Source organism: Cohnella phaseoli, assembly GCF_003386235.1.
GTDB classification, from domain to species: Bacteria; Bacillota; Bacilli; order Paenibacillales; family Paenibacillaceae; genus Cohnella; species Cohnella phaseoli.
The window spans coordinates 1-24477 of sequence record NZ_QRDZ01000041.1; the positions used below are offsets into that span (position 1 = coordinate 1).

The following is a 24477-nucleotide window of genomic DNA, read 5'->3' on the forward strand; positions in this document are numbered from 1 at the left end:
TTAAAATCCAAACGGATTTTTGGGGCGGGGGGTCTTTTTTTGTCCAAAATCCGTTACAACGCGCGTTTAAAGGTAGTCCGAATTTTCGTATTAAACCGTACAAAGCAGCTCGAACCGGGCTGATATGCGGACGTTTGTTCGGAAAATCGTACAAAGCAGTTCAATTCAGGCTTAAACGACGAGCATTTGTAGGGAAAATCGTACAAATCGTCCAAAATCAAGGGTTTCGATAAGCCTATTCCTCCAGAACGATCGGATGAAAGCTGGAGGAGCTCCACACCGCTCCGACGCCCCAGCCGTAAAACCCGTTTTGGCGGTAAGTGCGGAAGAAGTAGCCCTGCAGATCCTTCGTTACGGTCGGGTCGACTTGGATGCTGGAGAACGGAATGACCTGAATCGAGTTCCAGCGATCCGTTCCGATGGCGGCATAAGCCTCCCATTGCCCGTTATAGCCGCTGTTCTGGACCGGACCGCTGTATTCCAGCTTCAGCGCTTTGGCGTTGTTGAAGAAAACGTAATACGACGCGGCTGCCGGGTGGCCGGTAATGAACGTCTCGTTATCGTCGTCCGACCCGCTTGCCCACCATTCGCCGGGCGCCGTATCGCTAGCCACGATCGCGGCCGGATCGGCGTCAAAATTCTCGTAGCCGACGTACAGGTTCTCATCGTCCCAGAGCAGGCGTACTTTTGTCTGCACGGGTGCCGGATTCTGCGTGTTCATGACGTAAAACTCCGTTACCGGCTCGGCTGCGGCCCACGGCCCCTGCTCGAAATCGGTCGCGCCGACGATGTCGGCCTTGTCGGCGTTCGTTCTGGCCGCCTTCGCCTCCAGATACGGAATGTCGAGCTGCTCTCTTACAACTCGCTCGAACGTCGTCTTGATCGGTTCAATCCTGGCTTTGCCGTCGTCGTCCGCAAGCGCCCATGCCTCGTCCAAGGCGGCTTGGGCTGCGTCCTTGATACCCGCTTCGATGACGTATTTGCCGATATAGGTGTTCGCGCTCGTATTGTACCCGATCGGATCGTCGTATTGATTCCAGCCTTGCTCGATCAGATCGTAATACGTCGTCATCGCGGCGGCGGCCGCTCCGTAGGCTTTGCGAATATAATCCGCCTTCAATTGCTCCAGATCGGCCTCGGGGTCCCACATGAGCTGCTGGAACAGCCAATATTGCAGAGCGTTGATCGACCAGTCGGGAATGCGGGCGTCCATGGCGATTTCCGGCATCACTCCCATTACCCCGACATCGCTGTAATACCGCATATCCGCTTGAACCTTGGCGGCGATCGGCCTTTCGTATACGCCGGACAAGAACGAACCGTAGTATTTGTACATGATGACGTTCTGCGTTTTTTGCAGCCAGCCCTCAAGCTTCAGCCTGTGCGGGTAGTTCGGATTGCCGACGTCCTCCGTATTGAACGGCACGCGGTCGTCCCCGGACAGCGGAGCCAGGACGACGACGATATTGTCCTCAAGCTGCAAACGCGGCGGAACGTCCGTGAAGAAGTAGGCGAACGTCACGATTTGTACGCCCGGATTGGTCGATTTCACTTGCCTGGCGATTTTGTTCAGGAAAGCGAAGAACACCGTCGACTTGTAATCCGGCTCGTTCGGGTACACGGTCACGCCGTCCTCCGTAACGAACGGAGACGAGCTGAGCGAGCCTTGTTGAAAATAATGCGTATCGTTGATGCCGATACCGACGTAGTCGATCGGATTTTCTAGCAGAAACTGCTGCACGCGCCCTGCGATCACCCCGGGAACGTCGGGATGGTAGAAGTTGATCTGCGTATCGTCGGCTACGGGAATGTAGTGCTCCCCGTTCACGTCCATATTGTAATAGTCCGGATGCTCGGCAAAATACTCTTCGTTCGGCAGCCAGTAGCCTAGGTTATGACCCAAGGTGACGGACTTGACTCCGACTCTCTCGTGACGGCTCCAGAGAGATTGGTTGGCAAATTCGGCCAGCTTAGCGTTCATTTTATTGCGCGCGATCATCGCTTCCGTGCCGGGATCCTCGTGGTATTCTCCATTGGCGCCGTAACCGATTAAGTTAAACCCTCGCAGCGCAAAAGGAGAACGTTCGCGGTAGTCGATCTTCGTCGCGGCAATCGTGCTCTGAGGGTCGAACAAGGTACCGATGTCCGTTATGCTCGATCGCGTCCATAATACCCCGGCGTTCTCGTTCAAGAAATCGTAGACGCCGCTCAGAACGCCCTTAGGCTCCGTCCCGAACACGTAAATCCGGTTGCCGACTTTGCGGATCGCGAAGCCGTCGGAATCCGCAAGATAAGCGATGTCGTCCGCGAAGAGATTAGCCAGGCCCGGATAAGAATCCGGGGTCGCCAACACGATCTGCAGCCGCTCTTCTTCCGCTCCTTCGCCGCCTTCGAGGCTCAAGGCCTGAACCTCGGCCGTATCCTTGGCGATCGTAGGGCCGGTTCGGTACGCGCTCGGATTTCCACCTGTTGGCGTCAGCTTCACGTCGTCGATCCACAGCCGCTCCGTTCCCGTTACCGTAAAGAAGAAAATCCAGACGTAATCCAATTGATTTTCCGCAACGGGCGTATACTTCAATTCTATTCTCGTCCACTCGTCGTCGACGTCGAAAGCCGTTTGCGGCGTGCCGGCTTGGGTCGATCCGTCGTTGCCCATCTCCGAGTATTGCACGATCACCTTCTGTCCCGACGGCTCCTCGCCTTTCACCCAAGCTTCGAGCGTATATTCCGTCCCGGCCTGAAGCTGAAGCCGCTGATCCGTACGGGCGTAAATATACTCCCGTCCCCCGAGATCGATGCGAAGCGAGCTTGTTCCTGTTCTCGCCACCTGGTTGTCGCGCGTGCCCGAAGGCACGTCCCAGCCCGTCGGGAGCAGGCCGTCCTGCGACGCCGTCTCTAATCCCGCATTGTCGATCAGATTGCCGTCCGGCTCGGGCTCCTCTGCCGGAACGGTCTCCATGAGCGTAACATCGTCGATCCACAATTGATCGGTTCCTTGAACGGCGTAGAAATAGACCCAGTGAAAATCGAATACGGCGTTGGCGCTCGGCGTGTATTTAAGCTCGATTTGGCTCCACTCGTCCGTAATATCGTTTACTTGCTGTCCCGAGCCGTCTTCGTAGCCTCCGTCGTTCTTCATGCGCATGAACTGCGTGACGATTTTCTGCCCGGCGGGGGCGGTTCCCTTCACCCATGCTCGAAGCGTGTACTCCTTGCCTCGCTCCAGCATGATCTTGAATTCAGTGGTTGCGTTAATGTAAGGATGCGTTCCGAGATCGATGCGCAGAGAGCTTTGTCCGGTTCGCGCCACTTGCTCGTCCCTCGCCCCCGAGGGCACGATCCAGCCTTGCGGCAAGCTTCCGCCCAGCTCGAATCCGCCGTTGCGGATCAAATTCCGGTCGACGTTAACCGTCAGCGTCAGATCGGAGAATGGAACGCCGCCGGCGCTTGCCTGCAGAACAACGGTGTGCGTTCCTTCCGGGGCCGCCTCCGGAACGGTTACGGTTCCTTCGACGATGGCGCTTCGTTTGGCGGCAAGCGTTGTCTCTCCGCCCCACGCGACGGTAATCGGGTCGCCCTCCGTCTGCGCGAAGTCGATCGTCACAGGCTCGTTCCCATTATTAATCAGGGAAATCCGGATCGGATACGCGCCCGACTTGCTCACGTTCAGCGTATCGCTCCACAGCGTCGCACTGACCGATTCGCCATCCAGGTCCCCCTTGTAGATCGAAAGCTCGGCTCCGCTCACCTTCTTCAACGTATCTCTGAGCTCTTCCGCCGCAAGCATCTCCATCTCGTCAGCCGACGAGGAGACGAAGATGTCCGCTTGAGACACTCCGTCGGCGACAATGGCCGGGGCTGTAGGCTCTGGAGTCGGCGATGGCGTAGGCTCGGGGCTTGGCGATGGGGACGGGGATGGAGACGGAGATGGCGTTCCTCCCGACGATCCCGAAGCACCCGTTCCAGCGGTGCCGCCGCCTGACGAAACCCCTCCGCCCTCCTCGCTGTCCGGCTTACGTTCGAACACGGTATCTCTCCCTCTTTCTCCGTAGACGGCTTTGCCGATCTTGCCCTTTCCGAGCACTCGGATCGCCTCGTTTAGACTCAGTTCGGCCACGCTCGCTCCTTCCTCTACGACAAGCGTTACGTTTGCGCCCAGACCTGCCGGAACGATCAGCCTTAGCACCTTGGTCGTCCCTTCCAGCACGATGCGGACGCCTCCGCCGGCCTTCTCGATCCGCACGACGTTCAGCGTCGCATTGCGGAGATGAACGCTGTTCGGTCCGCCTCCCTGAATCGCCGTCTCGCCTTGAACGGTAACGTTGTCCAGAACAACGTCTCCTTCGCCCACATCTTCCCCGACAATCAGATCGCCGGAGATGACCATGTTGCGCAACGTAACGCCAGCCACATTAATCGCGACGTCGCCCTGCACCGCGCGAGCTCCCATGGACGGCCCGTACGATCCCGCCCGTCCGAACGAGCGGCTCTCCTCTGCCAGCGCCCGATCCAACAGGACAACAAGCTCCGCCCGGGTTATGTACGCTTCGGGTTTAAAGCGAGCGTCCGCATAGCCCTTCATGATGCCGGCTCCGGCAACGGCGTCCACCGCATCCTTGCTCCACTTGGCGATTCGCTCCGCATCCGCGAATTGAGCTGCGGAGCCTTGGTGCGCGCCCGGGGCCAATCGGAGCAGCCGAGCGATCGCGACGGCTGTCTCTTGCCGGGTCACGTTCCGCAGCGCTCCGATCTCGCCGCTTCCGTATCCCTGCAAATAACCTGCGCTCACTGCGGCGGATAGCTCCTTATAGGCCCAATTCGCAGCCGTCAGATCCTTAAATGCCTGATCGTTCTCTTCCCCGACGCCGAAACCGAACGTACGGTTCACCAGCGCGGCCATCTCCCCCCTTGTAACCGTCGTGTCGGGCCGAACGGTCCCGTCGGGGTAGCCTTGAATCCAGCCGTTGTCCAACCATTGCAATAGCTGCTCCGCCGCCCAATGCCCGGAAAGATCACGCGGAGCCGAGCCGACAACGGCCCGTTCTCCGTCCTCGCCTTTCTCCGCACCGTAAGCCGCGGGCTGAACGCAGGACATCAGCATCGTCAGAGCGGCGATAAGCGCCATACCGGTTCTTGCCAGGAAGGAACCTCTACTTCTATGCCTGTACCTGATCATAGGAACGCCTCCATACGTAGAATGGATTATGAAGCGGTGTCGAGAATGATCCAATCGAAGACGATAACGAAGTTGTGCACGTCCAGAACGGGCTGAACCTCGTCCTCCATCTCCCACAGCTTGAGCTTAAATGCGGCCCAATTCTCGCGGGCTTCGTCGAGCTTTTGTTCGTAAAACAGTTGGAGAATGCGCGTCATTTCCAGCCAGATTTCCCGATGCTTGCTTAAGTAGCGCCAGGAGACGGAATGGCAAGCTTGCTCGGCGGACAAATTCTTCTCGATCACGGGCCCGAACCGGACGAGCAGCTCGCGGATCTCCGCGAAAGCCGCTTTGAGCGCAGCCGGGTCCTTCCGGTCTCGTTCGGCCCAACGCTCCAAGCCGATTTGTTCGTAACGCTCGGACAAAATAGTCAAATAATTCCGACAATTTAAACCATCCGGACCGTATGCGCTTATGAAATACTCCTCGATCAGCCGTTCATAGTCCGTCGTCTCATCCCATAGCGTCATGCCCATCACCGTCAACCCGAGACCGTTCGGGAAAAAAGCCCTCTGAACCTGGCAGCTGAAGTATCCGTCCAATCCCAGTCGGCGCAGGTGGCGAATGTCCTCGTGCAATATTTTCGCGATCGTCGTCTGTCCCGGGTCCCGTTGATGCGCCCACATAAAATGGTAATCGAAATCAAAGGCTTCCCCGACGAACGATTCCTGCCACTGCTTCAGAAAAGCGACGTTCTCTTCCACCGTAAGCGGAAAAACGATGCGGTTTCTTGTCAGCGGGACCATCTTCGGCAACACTGAAGCTTCGGCGAACGTATGGCGGTACGAACGGGTAATCGGAGCGAACATCATGACGAACCGTTCCGAATGCCTAAACCGCTCCTTGAGCGGCGCCCACAGCAGCTCCTGATAAAGCAGGAACGCGATGCGGATTCCCAAGCCCTTTTCGGTTAATGCCGCATCCAGCTCGTTCAGCAGAAGCACATACCAGTCCGACGGCGTAGCCCCGACGCAGGACGAGCACTCGCACTGGTTGTTGTGCCCGTCGGACAGCCAGACGTGAAGAACGTCGACCTCCGCATGCTCCGAAGCGTACTGTACGATCTCGCCGATCATCCTCCTTCTCGCTTCCGGATTGGAATAACAAAGCTCCGTGTCCAGCGCCACCCCCTTCCATAATCCCCGCGTTCCGTTCACCTCCGCCAAATACGGCGTAACTTCCGCTTCCTCCGCTTGGGCCGCTTTCCCCCAGCCCAATCCCGGAATACCGAATGCGGTGCACGTCCATCCGTGTCCGACGGCGTGATACTCCATGCCGCGCCTCTTCAGTTCCGTTGCAATCGCTTGCACGAATGAAAGCGAAGTCTCTACCGTCAGCTTCGAATCGCTTTGCTTCAACGGGTTGTTCGCATGGTCGTACCATCGTTCGAAAAAAACGTGAGCTTCCCTGAACTGAACAAAATACCCGTTAAAGCCGACTTTGGGCATCCATTCGATCAGATCGACGACGTTCTCGAGACGATTCGCGCCCTCTATGCAAATTCCCCGGAAGCGATAAGATGCCGCCTCCGACACTTCGACCGATTCGGACAGAAAGTCAATTCGCGGCACGACTTCGCCCTCGATGCCTGGTCTTACCCACCTGCAGCCCAATTCGCGCAAATAACGGTAGACCGCGATCAACGCGCTGCCAGGGTTCGAGCCCAGAATAACGCCGCTTCCGTTCGCCACGCGGATGCGAATCTCATCCTTGCGATCCCCTGAGCCGCCCATTCCGGGCGGACTCGATCCTTCCGGCTCGAACAACCCGATCCGTATACCTGGAACGTCCCGGCCTAAACGATCCTCACTGCGAATCTCGACCTCCACTGCGGACATTGCGGACAAATATTTTCGCAGCTCCTCCGCCGCATAAGCGACAGGTTCCTCCCTTCCGGTCGAGAGGATATAAATTACTGCAGATTTCCGAGCCGCCATTCGCCATTCCCCCTTCAAAAACCGTCAGATTCCTTGCAGCTCCTTGTATTCCTGAGGCGTCATACCGTTCTGCTTTTTGAAAAACCGGATAAACGCATGCGAAGAGTTGTAGCCCAGCTTCGCGGCGATCTCATGCACCTTCAGATGGCCGGCCGTCAGCAGCTCCTTGGCTTTGCGGTCGCGAAAATCGGACATATACTCCGACAGACCCGTTCCGGTCATTTGCTTGTAAAGCCGGGACAGGTAGGAAGGATTCAAGTGAACGTGGTCCGCCAACTGTATGAGCGACAGGTCGGCCGATAAATTCGTCTCGATGAATTCATGCACTTTGCGCACGACGTCATGAGTGCTTTGCTCCTGGTCCTCCCGGTTCGCGGCGAAAATCAACGATGCCAGCTGGCCGAAGAAAGCGTACCATTGATGCCACGACACGCCGTCGTCGTACCGGACGAGCTTGTTCCAATCCGCTTGCGCGCTCAGCTCGTTCTCCAGGCCGTATTTGTTAACGAAGGTCAAGAACACGTAGCATAACGCGTGGTACAGCTCGATTTTGCGCATGCCCGGGAAGCTTTCGTCCGCGAACACCGGGGCCAGCTCCTCGTACGTCCGCGCGAACTCCTCCTCGTTGCCGCTTTCCAGAAAGCTCAGCAGCAGCGGAATTTTGCCGGTTAACTGCCGGATGCCTTGCTTTGCGGCCGCGGACCCACGACCATCGGCTCCTTCGGACAGCCCCCCTCCGGCCTTGCCTTCCGTCGCGCCCGGTTCCGTCAGCAGCGCGCCCTTGCGGCCGCCCAGTCCTCGCGCGAGAAGAACAGTCAACTCATGGAACCGGTCGGATGCTTCATTCCACGGCGTCTCTTCTCTGGCCAGCACGAACGACACCGACTGCTTGAGCAGCTCCGCGCATTTGCCCTGAATGTGCTCCAGCATGCCGTTAACGCCGCGGAAGGCCGCCTCCCGGTCGCTCTTCTCCGTCTCCCGGGACTGAATGAGCCAGATGATCTTGGAGGATTCGTAGACGAGAGAGATCGACAAGACAAACTCCGCAAGCAGCTCCTCGACGATGTTCTGAACCGCATACACGATCAACGATTTGTCGGGAGCCTTCATAATCTCGTTCCAATCGTCGATCCGGCCGACGAGCAGCAGCACGGATTGCTCGGCCCGGAGCGAAAGGCGCAAATTCGCGAAATGCTCGGCCAGAAGCTCTTGGCCGACCTTCTTGCCCTGGATCAACGCGCTCAGATACTCCTTCTGCAGAGTCGGCAGAGCCAATCTCATATGCTCTTCGGCTTTGCGGATCAGCCTCGTGGCGTCCGCGTCCTTATCCAGCGCCTGAATCGCTTTCCTTACAGCCAGTACGATCTTATCGTCGCTCTCCGTCTTCAGAATGTACTCCAGCCCGCCGAGCGACAGCGCGCTCTGAACGTAATTGAAATCGCTGTGGCTCGTCAGCAGAATGACCTTGCATGCCGACCAGCGATCGTGAATCTCCTTCAGCAGCTCGATTCCGTCCAGCCCCGGCATCAGAATGTCGGACAATACGATATCGATGCGCTCCCGCTCCAGAAGGTCCAGAGCCTCGATTCCGGAATAGGCCGTGACGATATCCAATTCCTCTCCGAGCTCTTTGCGAAACAGCTTGGCCAAGCCGTCCGTAATGATCGGCATATCGTCCACGATCAGCAATCGGTACACGTTCAATCCTCCCCTTCCGTCAGCGCCAGCCGCATCGTCACCTTCAAGCCTCCGAGCTTCGATCTGGACATCGCCAGGCCGTAATCGGCGCCGTACATAATCTGAATGCGTCGATGGACGTTAATGATGCCCGTCGTATCCTCGATATGGTGCGCCGACAGTGTCAACCTGCGGTTCAGAAGCTCGATGTCCCGATCCGTCAGCCCGTCGCCGCTGTCTTCCACGTATACGAACAAATCGCTCTCCCGCCGCTCCATATGAATCGCAACGCGTCCGCCCGACACCATCGCCCGGATCGCGTGCTTGTATACGTTTTCCACAATCGGCTGCATGATCAGGCGCGGTACATAGCGATCCGCGATATCGCGATCCAATTCGTCGAACCTCACTTGAATTCTATCGCCGTAACAGACGATCTGGATGTCGACGTACGTCCGGACGTGCTTCATCTCCGTCTCCAGCGTCACCTCGTCGGAATCGTCGCGGGTAATGAACTGAAAATAATCGCCGACATATAGACAGAAGCGGTACGCCAGCTCCAGATCCTCCGACTTGATCAGCCGGCACAGAACGAAGAAGCAGTTGTACAGAAAATGGGGATTGATCTGCGATTGCAGCCTTTTTAGCTCGGAGCGCTGGCTGTGGATTTTCTGCTCGTAATTTTCCTGGATTAGCGTCTTGAGATGAACGGCGGTCTCGTTGTACGCCTTGTACAAGTAGTCGAATTCGTCGTGCCGCGAAGGCGACGCCATCGGCATGATCTCCCCGATTCTCATCCGTTTGAAGGAGACGATCAGCTCCTTCATCGGACGGTGGATCATGCGATAGATGGACATCGAGAAGAACAGCACGATAAAGACGGACAGCACGGATACTCCCAGAATCCAATACTGGTATTTATCGAGCGGACCGGTCACATAGCTCTCCGGCACATAGCTGACAAGATAGGACGACAACAGCTCGGAATATTTGTAGGAAACCATATAAGGAATTCCGTTCACCGCCAGCTTCTCGTACCCCGTATATACGCCTCTTTGCATTCGTTCGACCATGTAGGCGCGCAGCTGCTCGATTTTGCCCGGGTCGCTCTCGCTGGCGATCGTCCAATTCCGATTCACGTTCAGAAGAGCGGCATGGCCCTCCGGAATGCCAATCGTTCCGCCAAGCGACCGCCTGAGCTTATCCGTCGAGAACTCCACGCCCACGACGAATGTCGCTCTCCGATCGGGAATCGTCGGATATTGCATGGCGACGAACAGCCGGTCGTTCCAGAACGTCAGCAGCTCCGGCTCGGGAACGTTTCTGAGCTGCAAAGCCTCGAACTCCTCCATATTCACGTCGGTATCGAACTTGGAGCTCAGAATGGTGCGCTTCAGCAGCGGGATGTACGCTCTGACTTCATTGATGTACGTGCTGTTGTATTTAATCAGATTGATTCGTCTCTGAATAGCCCGGATATTGTCGATTTTCTCGTAATCGTTCATCGCGCTCCCGGTCGTACTGAGCGCCATAAGGTCGTTGTCCGCAACGTACTCGGGCAGCATTCGGGCCACCCTCTCGACCTCCATCTCCAGCACCGCCAAATACGAATCGTTGCGGCTTCCGATCGATTGGGCGATTTCGCCGCGGATGCTCTGCGCCCCCTTCTCGTTAATGATCAGCGTGAGGGCGTACAGAGGGGCTAATACGGCGACGAATGTGAGCATCAGCTTCGCGAAAATCGTTAAGCGATTTTTCCTCGTGCTCTTCTGAATATCCATGGCTGCCTCCCGGTCGACGAATGCGTTCGCGTGTCGTATTCACACTGTACCACAGAGACCGGGACGTCCGGCAAGCCGGAATCGAGCTTGTTATTCCTTCACGCTACCCATGACGATCCCCTTGATGAAAAAGCGCTGCAGGAACGGATAAACGAGCAGAATCGGTACGGAGGCGACGAAAATTTGCGCAGCCGAGCTCGTGCGGTCCGAAATTTGCTTCAGCAGCTCCACGTCGTCCGCACTGATAAATCTCATGTCCCTCTGAATGACGATCGTCTGCAGAAACGATTGAAGCGGATAATGCTCGGGGCGATTCATCAGAATAAGTCCGTCGAACCAGCTGTTCCAGTGCAGCACCATCGTAAACAGGCCTACCGTAGCCAGCGCCGGCTTGGACAGCGGAACGATAATGCTCCACAACGTGCGGAAATGGCCCGCTCCGTCCATTCTCGCGGATTCGTCCAGCTCCTTGGGCAGTCCCCGATAGAAGTTGAGCAGAAGAATGACGTTGAATACCGATACCGCTCCCGGAAGAACGAGCGCCCAGATTGAATCCATCAGGCCAAGCTGTCGAATCGTCATAAACCAGGGCACAAGACCGCCGCCGAACAAAATCGTAAAGACGAAAAACCAGGCATAGACGGTACGGAACTGAAAGCTGCGGTTCTCCTTGGACAACGGATAGGCCGTAATAATCGTCAGAACCATCCCGATCAAAGTGCCGAGCGCCAATCTCTGCACCGACACTCCGAACGCCGTCAAATACTGGGGTTTGTTCATAATGTTCTTGTACGCCGCCGTCGTGAACTCTACGGGCCACAATCCCACTTTGCCCGCTGCCGCCGCGGCTCCCGAGCTAAACGACAAGGCCAGCATATGGATCAACGGAAACAAGCAGAGCAGGGACAGCAGCGCCAGAAAAATATAATTGAAGGCAATGAAGCTTTTGCGGCTGGCGGACATACGCATATACGCCAACTCCTCTCTAGAAAATCCGGTATCCCGCGAAACGGTACGCCATGCCGTAAGAAACCGACAGGAGAACGAGCGAGACGACGGATTTCAGCAGTCCAACCGCCGTAGCCAATCCGTAGTGCACCTGTTCGAATCCCATGCGATAGACAAACGTATCAATGATGTCGCCGCTCTCGTAGACGGCAGGTCCGTAAAGATTAAAGATTTGCTCGAAGCCGGCGTTCAAAATGTTGCCGACGCTCAGCGTCGCCATCAGGACGATAATCGGCAGCATGCCCGGCAGCGTAATATGCCAAGTCATTTTCAGCCGGCCGGCCCCGTCCACTTCGGCCGCTTCGTAGAGCGCGGGGTTAATGGCGGTCAGCGCGGCCAAGTACACGATCGTGCTGAAGCCGAACTCCTTCCAGATGTCCGAGATCACGAGCGTATAAGGAAACCAATCGTTGCTGCCGAGGAAAAATACCGGTTCAATGCCGAACGTGCCGAGCAGTCGGTTTACAATGCCCGAGGACGGGGACAAAATGTCGACGAGAATGCCGCCAAGCAGCACCCAGGACAGAAAATGCGGCAAATAGACGAGCGTCTGAACGGTGCGCTTAAACACTTCTTTGCGCACCTCGTTGAGCAAAATAGCTATCGTAATCGGCACCAGCAGGCCGCCGACGATCTTCATCACGGCGATGAAAAGGGTGTTGTACACGATTCTGCCGATGCCGGGATATTCCAGCATATATTGGAAGTTGGCCCATCCGACCCATTCGGAGCGAAAAATGCCCTTGCTGGGAATGAACTTCTCGAAGGCGATGGCAATGCCCGCCATCGGAACGTAGCTGAACACGATAACCAGAACAATCGCGGGCAACAGCAATAGATGAAGAGGCCATTCCTTGGCGAACCTCTTGATGATCATGGCAAGACGCCTCCCGTGCCGAACGGCTCCGCCGCGGCTTCGCGGCGGAACGTCCGGTTCCTTCTTAATCGGTGACTAAACGGCGGTTATTGAACTGCGCTTGCGTACCACTCGTTCACTTCCGCAGCAATCTCGTCTCCACCGAGCCTTTTCCACTCTTCCACGAACTTGTCGAATTCGTCGATCGATACTTGATTCATGATGATTTTGATGAACGTTTCGCTCATCTTCGCGTCGAGGACCGGCTTCTTCTCCAGCATGGCCGAGCCCGGCGCGCCGTAAAATTCGTTGAAGTGATAGCGATCCGCCTTGGAATAATCGAACATGATCGAGAACGCGCCGCCCGGTCCGGAGATCGGATATTCGGCCCACTCCCCGACGTCCCCGTCCAAATATTTGACAATTTTACCGTAACGGTTAGGAGCTTCGAGACCGGTAAGCGAGGATGGATCCTTCGCCTCCACCGCTTTCGGGACCATCTCTCCCAGCATGAGATGCTCGGTCTGCGAGAACACCTTGATCGGACTCAGCTTCCAGTAGCTTGCCGCCTCGTCGTTCTGCAGGAAATACACGCTGTCCGAATCCGTAGGCATCGTATACGCTTGAACCCATTTGTTAAGCAGCTTGATGGCCGCTTCGGGATGCTTGGCTTTCTTGGAAACGACGTAGTATTTGGCCACTCCCAGCTCGATCTGCGATTTGGCAGGCTTGTCGTCGATCGAGGCGATCGGGTACGGCCACCAGTCCTGAACGAGCTTGCCGTCCTTCACGGCGTTGCCGTTCAGCGGGTAAGCGCTAAGCCAGAACGGTCCGTATACGACTCCGATCTTGTCGGAAGCGAGCAGTTCGTTCTCCTTGACCAGATCTTTGACCGCGAATTCCGGATCGATCTGGCCGGCCTTGTACATATCCTGAAGCTGCTTCAGCGCCTCTTTCATCTCCGGCTGGATGTCGCCGCTGACGAGCTGGCCCGAAGCGTCCTTGACCCATTGCGTCGGATAAGCGTGATAGCCGTTAAAGAAGCCGCGGATATCGAATGTGACATCCTTGAACAAATCCTTGGTCAGCGGCAAGCCGTAGGCCTTGCCCGTGCCCCCCGGGTCCTGCTTGGCGAACGCGTCGATGATCGCAAGCACGTCCTGCATCGTCTTCGGCTCCGGCAGGTTCAGCTGCTTCAGCCAATCCCGGCGAATCCACACTTGCGTAGAAGCTCCGTAAGGACCGTTCGTCTGCGGAATCGCCATCAATTTGCCCGCATGCTTGGCCGAATCGAGCTGCTTGCCGCCGTCTCCGGTTAAGTAGGCTTTAGTCTCGGGCGAAGCATGCTGCTCGTACAGCTCCGTCAAATCCGCAATCATATCCGCTTCGATGAGCTGTTGAAGCTGAGCCATCGTGACGGCCATCAGGTCGGGAATGTCGTTCGAGGAGATGCTCATCTGCACCTTCTGCTCGTATTGGGCGGTTTCCGCCACCCACATGTTTTTGATCTTGATGCCGGTATCCCGCTCCAGCGCCTCGGTCACCGAGTTCTGGTCCATCGTCTCCCCGGCGAGAAACTTAATGTCCGCCTCATTCTCGCGGGCCATCGTAAGCTCGATGGGTCCCTCCGCCTCTCCCGATGCGGTCGACGAAGCGCTGCCGGCGGATGGCTTCTGACTCCCTTCGTTCGACTCGTTCCCCTTGCTGCATGCCGCCGCGAATGCCATTGTTGCGGCTAGCAAGCTTAACAGTACGATTCTGCCCATGCGTTTCATCCAGAAATCCCCCTTGTTAATGTGTTGTCGCGAACCGGATGTGCAAGCCATACTCGAGAATAAGTAACATAAAAATAACTTTACAGGTCATTTTATTTAACACTTATATCTCGTGACCTCATTATATCGACCCTCTTGGGCGGCCTCTATACACTAGATTTTACATTCGTACACTTTCGTTTACTTCCTTGCGGAATCCCGGACGCGACAGTGCAGAACGATCATCGACAGCCCCGGCACCCTCGCGTTCAAGGCGATTGTTCCGTCGGATTCTAACAGCTCCTGTTTGTTTCCCAAAGGCTCATTTCTGCTATATAGTACCCAGTCTCCGTTAGCAAGGACCGGCCCCGCGAGCGTTATGCCCTCGATGTCGTCCAAAGAGTGATTGGCCACAGCAATAACTGCGCCGTCGTCCGTCTCGTATTCATACACGGCGGCATGAGGCGCATAGCTGGCAATCCGCAGCGGCTCGCCTCCCGCTCCCGCAATGTTCTCGACCGCCTCGTGAACGACCGCCCGGCGGATCGGATTAAACAAGCCGTAATGCCCCTCTTGCCCGTATGGCATAATAAAAACTTTTCCTCCTGCGATCGCCATGCCGGGACATAAATCCGCCCCGTCCGGCCGGACGATGCGGGAGAAGCACTCCGCTGCGCCGGGATCGTAGCGGATATCCAAATAACGCGCAACCGCCAAATACGGCCTCATCCTGCCCTCTTTAATCCCGGCGTACGTTCGATCGTTGCAGATCCGCTCGATCGTCTGCGCCTCCCGCCATATCGCTTCCCGGATGCCGCACAGTTCACCGAGTCCCAGCCCGACAAGCGTGTCGACCGCTTCTCCGTCCAACAGTACGGCATGCTTGGCGAACAGCTCGCGAATTGCGGCTTCGCTGCGGCCGCGAAGAAGCTGGCCGGACACCGCGACGATTTCCGATTCAAATGGCGTATCGACTGAGACGGCATTGGCAATGCCGTAAGCCGACAACAGCCCCGCCCAGAACGTCTCACTCGGGTAAAGCGCTTCCATCTCAATCCGACCGTCCGTTTGAAGCGAGTAAGAAGATCGCTCGTCTACGAGTACCCGAACTCCGCGCATTCGTCCGGAACGCAGTCGAAGCGACGCGACCGAATTCAGAAAATCCTTGGCCTCGTTCAACCAACGCTGCGCGCCTTCTTCCGGATATACCCCGTTGCCGACCATGTCGACGACGTTTAACGTAATTCCTTTGCTGCCGAGCAGCAGACTTGTCTCCAACTGATATCTCTGAAACTTCTCCGACTTGGCGAAGCGAGTGTAAGGAACGTTCTCCAGCTCGGGATACATGGCCGTCGTCTCCGGCAGCAGCGCCGCCGTCAAGCGCGATACCGCATTGAATTCCCAAGCGTAGCTCATACCGCTCGTCTCCATATATGCCGGCAGATGCGGCCGGACGATCGCCCTACTGTCGCCGTCGACAGCGCCAAGGATTCCGTGCCAATCCCGCCCTTCCGCGGCGTGAGCGGCAGGATGGCTCGTCATGAGCCCGATGCGGGTTTCCGGAGAGACGCGGTGAACGGCTCGGCCGATGGCATTCGCCAATTCTACCATCGTCTGTCGGCACGAGTCCAGCCATATTCGCCGATATTCGTGCGGCTCTCCGGCCGCCAATAAGCCGCGGACGAACTCCTCTCGGCCAATTGAATCCGAGCCCGCCTCGCGGGCGAACAGACGCATATGCTCCTCGCAGAAACAGCCTCCCCATGCAAGCGGTCCGTGATTGTGAAACCGAAAGTCGTCCTCTATCCATAACGAGTAAGGTTGCAGCGCTGCATACCGAGAATACATATCGACGATATATGCGCGCCACTTCGGACAGAGCGGGCAGGGCGTAACGGCGGACTCGTTGCCGTAGGGATCGACCATCATGCGGAAATCGAGCCCCTCCGGCAGAACGCCGCCGGCGGAGTCGTGCGTCAGCGTGTTCAGCGGATTGATCGACGTCGTCACCCCATTGGCGGCAAGTGCATGCTTGGCTCGGCGGATCGCGCTCAACCATTCGTCCGCCTCCTTCTCGGAAATATGATTGAGATTAAGCGGCGCGATAAAAAACATAACATCGTCGACCCGGCTTTGTCGGCAGAAGCGGACCAGTTCCTCCAAACGTTCCTCTTCGAAATGGCCCGGATGAAGGGTAAAACGCAGCATATAAGCGTAATCGGACATTGCTATTCACCTGTTTTCTATTCGATCTCGACGCCGTAGAACGAAAGCATCGGAAGCTGGGTACCGGTATCGAGCAGGGGGAACGCGGACGGATTGGCTTCGAACGCACCATGAACGAAGGCTTTACCTTCAAGCGGACGAGACAAGATCAATTCTATCCGGCTTCCTTCGCGGACTTGCCATCGGTCTACAACATGGAAGCCTTTCTCGTCTTCTATGGAAAAAATCCTTTCCCCAGGCCCCACCGCGAATAACTGTCCATGAATGTCATCGAATTGGAGCAATACGGTCTGCTCGGCTTCGCCGCGCACCGCAAGAGCCAAATTGGGGGCCCGATGGGGGATCGCTTTACCGTAAACGGCCCCCAGCGCCGTGTTCGCCAATCGCCATCCGATCATCAGATTACCAGCAGGCCCGTTATGAATAATATCGGAGAGGGGGCTATCGAGAGAAGGAACAATCTCAACCCCCGCGATCCGTTCCGCGGCGCGACGCTGCGCTTCGCGGACCAGGCCCCAGCAGCGATCTCCTTCAATTCCCTCGGCATAGGCAGCGTTCCGGTTCAACTGTACGGAGAGAAAGGGCAGCTTGTCGTCGCCCGTGTCCTGGCGCCAGCGCTCCACCATCAACGCGAACCGGCGATAGTAAGACGGAGCGTTCTCCGAGTCGCAATCGCTGCAGCCTTGATACCATAACACGCCTTTAATCTCTCCCCCGGCCGCCCCGACGACCTCCATCATATTCCGGTACAAATCCCCGTCTTCGTTCGGATTCCAACGCGAGAGGGGCGATCCGCCCAGAGCCGTCTGCAGCAGGCCGATCGGGATGCCGGTCGCCTTCTTCAGCTCTTTGGCAAACGCCAGATAGGGCGAGTGCCCGGGGTTAACCGGCTCTCCGTTCAAAGGCTGGACGGTATCGGTCGACTCGTTGAACGGATGAGTCGCCAAATCCCAGCGACCGTTATGGCGTAGCAGATGAACGCCCGTCTCCGGCGAATCGGAGACCGCTCCCCTCCCGTAACCTGTCGCATTGCTCTGCCCGGCGATAACCCAGATATCTCCGATTCCGATATGATGGATCATATCTCCCCTCGCAGCCAATTCCATAGGCTGAAGATCATTCAGGCGAAGGCAGGTTTCGATGCGGTAGAGCCCGCCCTCCGGCACCTCAAGGCGGACGGACCACGTTCCGTCTTCTCCCGTCGCGCAACGAATCCAGGGAACTACGGCGCCTCTCCCGTCCTCGTGGACTACGCGCGCGTGGACCGTAGGCTGATCGGGCCGGCTTCCGTCGCGGGTCGACCATTCGCCCGCCAAGGCGATCGTTCCGCTCTCCCGTTGCCTCTGGACGATCGCCCAATGCTGCGGCCCTTCCGTAATTGTTGCGCCGAACGTACGCGTTGTCACACTCGCTCCTCCTCCTTTGTCGAAAATTATACGGGCGAGGGGGAGCGCGTTCTATACACTTGTCTTTACTTTCGGGTACATCTGTTTACCGTTTTGACGATTCGTCAGGAAAGGAGCGGAACCGCTTTAGGAGCCGCGCGCTGCCGCACCCATCATTTTCCACACAACAAACCGTCCTTTCCTCTCGTCAAACCTAATAAGGCATACATAGAAAGGATGATCACGGCAAGATGCTAAAGAGAATCGGATCCATGGCCTTATTGGGCCTGCTGCTCGGACAAGCGCTGCCTGCGCACGCGCAGACGGGCGCCGCGCCGGATATCTACATAGACGGAAAGAAGCTCGTTCTGCCTGTCGACCCGGTCATCGCGGGAGGAACTACGTTTGTCCCGATGCGGGCGGTCTTCGAGTCGCAGAAAGCCGAGGTTCGGTGGTCGAACGCCACTCAGACGGTAAACGCGGTGAAGGACGACATTCTTCTCACCTATCGCATCGGGGAGAAAACGGCTAAACTGAACGGAAAAACGATCCCGCTACCGCAGCCGGGATCCCTGATAAACGGAACGGTCATGCTGCCGCTGCGCTTTGTCGGAGAATCGTTAGGCAATGTCGTGCAGTGGCACCCTGCGCTTAACGACATTTCGATCTCCACCCTTCGAGAATTCCGCAATTCCGTCGCTTACGGCGTGAATCTGCGAACCGAGCCCGACAACAGCCCCGATACTCCGATTCGCGGCATGCTGGCCAAGGGCGAGAAAATTCAGGTGCTCCGCGAGATCGACGCGAAGTGGCTGGAGGTTCGCACTCAGGACGATCGGATCGGTTTTGTCTCGGCCAAGCCGCTGTACACCGATTATACGAGTCCCGAGCTTGCCAAGCTTCAGGGCGAAGAGCTGATTGCCTTCGGCACGCAATACATAGGCACGCCTTACGAATTCGGCGCCGCGCTTGATCAGACCGATACGTTCGACTGCTCCTCCTTCGTTCATCACGTCTTCGAGGAAGTGTTGTCGCTCGACTTGCCGCGCGTCTCGTACAATCAGGCCAAGGAAGGGCGCGAGGTCGGATTGGACGAGCTTCGCGTGGGGGATCTGCTATTTTTCGGAGCGCGCGGGCTTGAGATCGGACACGTCGGCATCTATGCGGGCGACAATCGCATTTTGCATACCTTTTCCAAGGACAAGGGCGTTCACTTCGACGACTTCGACGAGAAGTGGAAAAAAAGATTCGTGACAGCTCGCAGACTGATTTAACTTTATCTATACAACCAGAACAGCATCCATCTCGATCTATTAAGGTCAAGATTTGGATGCTGTTCATTTTTTATTCAGATAGATTCCTTATAATCGCCCTAACAGCGGTGCTTGGGGCATAACGACCCGCACACTTGAGACCGGATAACACGATTTCGAACGCACCAACACAAGAACCGCTGAAAGAAAAGGAGAGAAAAGGAGACCTGTACCGAAATGAAAAAACGCATGTCCGCATTGGGAATCGTATGGCTGTTAATCGTTAATGTATTTGTCGGAGGCTCGGCTGTATATGCTGCGGAGGGAGAAGAAACCGTCGGAGCGCCCGCGGCGGCAATCGAAGAAAACATTCTGACTAAGGTGATCCTGAAGGATGCGCACGGCTCGGTCGTCGATGCGGTCTACAATCCGGATTACCGCTTCGAGATCGGCTCCGCAGTCCATCTGGAATTCGAATGGGAGCTGCCGAACGGTCACGGCTACAAGGCGGGGGATACGTTCTCGTTCGACCTGCCGCCGGAGTTCGCCATTTATACGGAGATTGAAGGGCCGCTCGCCAATGGCGACAGCACCGTCGGCTCCTTCACGGTTGACCGTGGCGGACGAGTCGTCATGACCTTCAACGATTACGTGGAGAACCATTCCAACGTTAAAGGCGGATTGAAAATCGTTACCGAGTTCAGCGTGGAAATCGTCAAGGGCAGCGAGGAGGTCGTCATCCCCGTGCCGGTTCGAGACGGCTTGCAGACCCTTGTTGTCGTACTGAAGCCGGACGTTGAAACGACGGTCGACAAGCAGGGCCGTCCGGCGGCCGACAACAGCCGAATCGACTGGACGATCGACATCAATAAGAAGCTGGAAAAAATCGAACAGGCAACCGTTGCCGACCCGATGCCTGAAGGGGTGAAGCTGATCGCCGATTCTGTCAAGGTGTACCGGCTGCAGGTGAATGCGGACGGCTCGACGGCAAAGGGAGCGACGGTGGATCCGAACGCTTATTCGTTGGAGGCGTTCGATGACCGATTCGAGCTGAAGTTCGCCGATCCGATCGACCGAGCGTACCGGATCGAATATTCCACGGACATCGAGGGCGGTCAGAGCAAGTTCGTTAACACGGCTACGCTGTCGGGAACGAATATCGAGAGCGTTCAGGCAACGGCCAGCGTAACGATAGAGCGCGGCAAACGGCTGGATAAAGCGGTCGGACGATACGATTCGTCTTCGGGCGTCATCGACTGGATTATTCGCTACAACTTTAGCGGCGATTCGATTCCTCAAGCCCAAGCCTGGCTGAAGGATGAGTTCGGCAGCGCGCAGACGCTCGTATCTGGTTCGTTCCAGGTGTTCAAGGGCGATACCGAAGAAGCGCTTGGATCGAACCTGTACGAAATCACGGAAACCGCTCACGGCTTCGAACTGCAATTCCTGAGCGAAGTGACATCGCCGTATACGATCAAATATCGGACAAAGCCCTCGGAACGTCCTACAATCGGGGACACGATCAAAAACGTCGTGACGGACGGACTTGGCGGCAAAGCCGAAGCCAGCCAGCGGCATAAGCAGGGCGTGATCGTCAAGTCGCATAAGTCGGCGGATTACAAAGAGAAAACGGCGAAGTGGGAAATCAAAATCAATACCGATACGAAGCCCGACGGCAGCCGTTACGTCATGAAAAACGTTAAAATTGCGGATACGTTCACGAACGGCGGTCTCGAACTGATTCCGGACAGCCTGAAGATTAGAAATTCGCTAGGCCAGGAGTTGGAAAGCGGAATCGATTACTCGCTTGCTTATACGGACCTGAAAGACGGCTTCGAAATCGTCTTTAATGCCGATGTCGTCGACACCTACACGATCAGCTACGAGACGAAATTCGATGCGCAATGGTTAAAGGATGCCGACAAACGAATTTACAACAGAGCCGTCGTCACCTGGACGGATGAGAACGGCAAAGAGCAAGAGGCGGTTGCGGAAGTCGACTTCGACTTGAACCGCCACACGAAAAACAACGGCGGCAAATCCGGCTCGTATAATGCGGAGACTAAGGAAATCACCTGGACCGTTCTCATCAACTACAACCGCGACAAACTTGGCGGGGTCGGCGTCTCCGACAAGCTGCTGCAAGGCCAGAAGCTGGTGACCGACTCCGTGAAAATGTACCCGATGACGATAAAGCCCGACGGAGGCGTACAGCAAGGAAAAGACGAGGTGTCCCAGGACGAATATGAGGTTGTTCTTCCGAATGCGGACAACGACAACGTCTTGACCGTCCGGTTTAATGAAGAAATCTCTTCCCCGTACTGGCTCTCGTTCAAGACTACGCTGGAAGGCTCGCTGATCGAACGCGAAATTTTTAACTATGCGGATTTTCTGATCGGCGGCGTAAAAAAGACGACATGGGACGCTAAAGTAAACGTACCGAACGGCGGCCAGTATGTAGGCAAGTACGGTGTTCAGAACGGCAAATCGATCGACTGGACGATTCGGATCAACGAGGGACAGTCCTATCTGACCAATGTGAAAGTCATCGACGTGCCGACGCCGAACCAGGAGCTGGAGGCGGATTCCTTCCGTCTGTACGCGACGTCCGTCAAGGCCGACGGATCGATCTCCGAGGCTGAAGAGCTGAAGAAGGACGAAGCTTTCACGCTTCAGATCCGAACCGATACGGACGGTGCGCAATCGTTCGAGCTGGTTTTCAAGGAGGCGATCGACAAGCCGTACATTTTGAAGTACAGTTCCGTAATTAAGGCGAACGATAAAGAGAAAGTCGGCAACACCGTCTATTTGGAAGGCGATGGACTGACGACGGAACTTCGGGAGAAAATGGAGGAAATCGTCGTGCGCACCTCGTCCGGTTCGGGCTCGGGAAGCGGCGAGACCGGAACGCTGCAAGTCGTCAAGGTTGACGCGGCTAATCCCTCCACTGTGCTTGCGGGAGCGGAATTCAAGCTGATCGACAAGTCGGGCAATCGCGCGCCGCGCACTGGCACGACCGACGAGAAGGGCGAACTGCGCTTCGCCAACCTGTTGTTCGGCGACTATGTCCTGGAAGAAACCAAGGCGCCGGAAGGTTATTCCATCGATCGAACGCTTTACGACGTGACCATAGACAGCACGACAGTCGACCATACGAAGACAGTCGTCATTACGGTAAAGAACAATAGAACGTCGACTCCGGTCGACCCGGGCAATCCAGGCAATCCAGGCGAGCCAGTAGATCCGGTCGACCCTGTAGATCCTGTAAAACCGGTTGAACCGGTCGATCCCGGCGAGCCGACGGAAGAAATTCCTGTAGCTCCGACCGATCCGGTCGATCCCGTTAATCCAGAGGAGCCCGAGAACCCGGGCGAGGAGCTGGTGGAAGTTCCGGACGACGACATCCCGCTCGGCGGCACAGAGCCCGAGACGGAACCGGGATCGAATACTCCCGGAGGGTCAGGCGTCCTTCCGAAGACCGGCGAATCGAATCCGCTTCCGTATTATGCGGCGGGAGCCGCTCTAATCGCGGCTGGGTTATGGCTTGGATTTAACCGCAGCATCCGCCGCAAATCGATCTAAGCGGCAAATTGTATTTCGAACAAGGAAACGGCGATATCGGGGTCGGCATGACCCGTATCGCCGTTTCTTCGAATACGTTTATTGTTTCAGCACCTCGAACTCCTTCAGCATCTGATAGAACCGGGCGCCGTGCCCTTCGGACGCTTCGAAGAAATACTTCTCCGTAATCGCGAAGCTGCCGTTCTTTCCATTGTCTACGGCGTAGATGACGACAACCTCGCTATCCCATTCCTTTCCGGCCAGCGCCCGGACCATGTAGCCCTGCACCGGCTCCGACACCTTCTCGACTTTGCGCACGTCCTCGTACTTGCCGGACAATTCCCCGCTCAAGCGTTTGATCAGGTCTTCCGGCTTCACGTCCTTAACCTGCTCGATCGTCATCGACACTTCGGGATATCGCTCGGGCAGCGGCTCCTTCGTCGTAATGACGTCCTTGCCGCCCTCTTGAACGAGCTTGTAACGCTCCTGATCGTAGTAGATGACGTACTTGCTCTCCTCGTTCTGATGGAGCTTCTGGTCCGTCTCTTCCTTCTGGCCCTCCACTTCGACCTCGACTTTCTTCTCCGGCGCAAACCACTGTTTGACGTCTTTCATAAAAGCCGTTCCGGCCGGCATCGCCAGGAAGATCCCGAAAGCCATAAAAGCGACGGCGACCCCCATTGCAATTTGTAATTTTCTCATCGATCGTTTGCCCTCCCCCGTGTAATGTCTCGGTGCCCGCGCTCTTGTTTCCGCTCTCGACGGCGTCGCCGGCTCATCGTCCAGCCTCGCTTCGATCCGGTCCCATAGCTCCTCCTTCGTCTCCTCGGCGTAACGGCTCTTCTCGAGCAGCGTGTCTTTAAGATTCCGTTCCATAGCGTTCGCCTCCCAGCCCTTTCTTCATCTTTTCCCGTCCCTTAAGCAAGCGCGATTTCAGCGTATTCAAATTCACGTCCAGCATGTCGGCGATTTCCTTCTCGCTGTAGTCGTGCAAATATTTCAAAATCAGCGGAATGCGATACAGATCGTCCAGCGACTGCAGCGCTTCGTACACGTCCACCGATACATCGGGCAGCTTCTGTTCCACGCCGATTTTCTCAAGCTGTTCGCTTAGCGGCACGACCTTTTTCTCCCGTTCCATCACCCTGTAGCACTCGCGGAGCAAAATACAATAGAACCATGGCTTAAACGGCTTGCTCCTGTCGTACTGCCAGATGTTCCGATATATCCGAAGGAACGTTTCCTGCACCGCGTCCTTCGCCCACTCCTCGTGTTTCGTCACAAGCTTGGCGGTGCGCATCGCATAGTCGAAATATTCGTCGTACAGCGACCGAAACGCGCTGCGATCTCCTTGGAGAATGCGTTCGATCAACCGATTGTCCACTCGAATCCCCTCTTTCCTGCTGTTCTATAAGTATTACCCGGCGAAAAAGCGGAAAGTTTGCTGTCGGATGAAAAAAGATAAAAAACTCGCGCATAAGAGATTGGCGGAACGACAAAAGCCCGCCGGAAACCCGGCGGGCGGAAGAAAAACGAAGGTCGCGGCTATTACGTCTCCGTCATCACCCCGCCGTTGACATGAAGCACTTGTCCGGTGACGTAGGAGGAATCGTCGGAGGCTAAATAGACGTACGTCGGAGCCAGCTCGAACGGCTGTCCGGCGCGCTTCATCGGCGTCTCGAGCCCGAACGTCTTCACGTATTCGGCTGAGGAAAGTGATCGGCACCTGCCGGCACTTCGTTTCTTGCCCGTAATACGGATATCCGGGAACCGTCGAATAACCCTCCATCTATCGAACTGATAGCAGGGGAGACAGCTTCGAGA

The 24477-nt window shown here is 56.4% G+C and carries 14 protein-coding genes and 1 pseudogene; 3 read left to right on the plus strand and 12 right to left on the minus strand.

Translation table 11 applies throughout. The features are described 5' to 3' along the window. On the plus strand, positions 1-233 hold a 233-nt coding region (locus DFP98_RS39570; RefSeq protein ID WP_220377211.1), incomplete at its 5' end, for a hypothetical protein. A gap of 2 nt (positions 234-235) precedes the next feature. On the opposite strand, the gene DFP98_RS33720 is transcribed toward DFP98_RS39570, so the two are convergent. The 9 genes from DFP98_RS33720 to DFP98_RS33760 all read right to left on the minus strand — a co-directional run bounded on the left by DFP98_RS33720 (position 236) and on the right by DFP98_RS33760 (position 17860). Then, a complete protein-coding gene (locus DFP98_RS33720; RefSeq protein ID WP_116065032.1) occupies positions 236-5176 on the minus strand; it encodes a DUF4838 domain-containing protein in 4941 nt (1646 codons plus the stop codon). 26 nt (positions 5177-5202) lie between these two features. Further along, a complete protein-coding gene (locus DFP98_RS33725; protein ID WP_116065033.1) occupies positions 5203-7152 on the minus strand; it encodes a DUF4838 domain-containing protein in 1950 nt (649 codons plus the stop codon). A 24-nt stretch (positions 7153-7176) separates the two neighbouring features. Further along, positions 7177-8850 carry a response regulator gene (locus tag DFP98_RS33730; protein WP_116065034.1) on the minus strand — a complete coding sequence of 558 codons (1674 nt, stop codon included), beginning with the start codon at positions 8848-8850 and terminating at the stop codon, positions 7177-7179. 2 nt (positions 8851-8852) lie between these two features. Next, positions 8853-10610 (minus strand): sensor histidine kinase, encoded by a 1758-nt coding sequence (locus tag DFP98_RS33735; protein WP_116065035.1) that lies wholly within the window; start codon positions 10608-10610, stop codon positions 8853-8855. 90 nt (positions 10611-10700) lie between these two features. Further along, positions 10701-11579, minus strand: a complete 879-nt coding sequence (locus DFP98_RS33740) for a carbohydrate ABC transporter permease (protein WP_116065036.1) — start codon at positions 11577-11579, stop codon at positions 10701-10703. A 16-nt stretch (positions 11580-11595) separates the two neighbouring features. After that, a complete protein-coding gene (locus DFP98_RS33745; protein WP_116065037.1) occupies positions 11596-12495 on the minus strand; it encodes an ABC transporter permease in 900 nt (299 codons plus the stop codon). An 86-nt stretch (positions 12496-12581) separates the two neighbouring features. Then, on the minus strand, positions 12582-14249 hold the full coding sequence (locus tag DFP98_RS33750) for an extracellular solute-binding protein (RefSeq protein WP_116065038.1): 1668 nt from the start codon (positions 14247-14249) through the stop codon (positions 12582-12584). 180 nt (positions 14250-14429) lie between these two features. After that, complete coding sequence (locus DFP98_RS33755) at positions 14430-16454, minus strand: hypothetical protein (protein ID WP_116065039.1); 2025 nt, start codon at positions 16452-16454, stop codon at positions 14430-14432. A 17-nt stretch (positions 16455-16471) separates the two neighbouring features. After that, the gene (locus tag DFP98_RS33760) at positions 16472-17860 is read right to left on the minus strand and encodes a sialate O-acetylesterase (RefSeq protein ID WP_116065040.1); all 1389 of its coding nucleotides are present in this window, start codon (positions 17858-17860) and stop codon (positions 16472-16474) included. 251 nt (positions 17861-18111) lie between these two features. Here DFP98_RS33760 and DFP98_RS33765 point away from each other — a divergent pair, with 251 nt between their 5' ends. Both DFP98_RS33765 and DFP98_RS33770 read left to right on the plus strand, forming a co-directional pair. Continuing rightward, the gene (locus DFP98_RS33765; RefSeq protein ID WP_246016995.1) at positions 18112-19113 is read left to right on the plus strand and encodes a stalk domain-containing protein; all 1002 of its coding nucleotides are present in this window, start codon (positions 18112-18114) and stop codon (positions 19111-19113) included. Between the two features lie 216 nt (positions 19114-19329). After that, complete coding sequence (locus DFP98_RS33770; protein ID WP_116065042.1) at positions 19330-22674, plus strand: collagen binding domain-containing protein; 3345 nt, start codon at positions 19330-19332, stop codon at positions 22672-22674. Between the two features lie 78 nt (positions 22675-22752). Here DFP98_RS33770 and DFP98_RS33775 read toward each other — a convergent pair whose 3' ends face one another. From DFP98_RS33775 to DFP98_RS33785, 3 genes and pseudogenes are all read right to left on the minus strand, one after another. Then, positions 22753-23529 carry an anti-sigma factor gene (locus tag DFP98_RS33775; RefSeq protein ID WP_116065043.1) on the minus strand — a complete coding sequence of 259 codons (777 nt, stop codon included), beginning with the start codon at positions 23527-23529 and terminating at the stop codon, positions 22753-22755. Continuing rightward, on the minus strand, positions 23513-24037 hold the full coding sequence (locus DFP98_RS33780) for an RNA polymerase sigma factor (protein ID WP_116065044.1): 525 nt from the start codon (positions 24035-24037) through the stop codon (positions 23513-23515). Before DFP98_RS33780 ends, DFP98_RS33775 begins: the two co-directional genes overlap by 17 nt. A 164-nt stretch (positions 24038-24201) precedes the next feature. Beyond that, positions 24202-24363, minus strand: a pseudogene (locus DFP98_RS33785) (SDR family oxidoreductase); the annotation flags it as partial. Between the last annotated feature and the right edge of the window lie 114 nt (positions 24364-24477).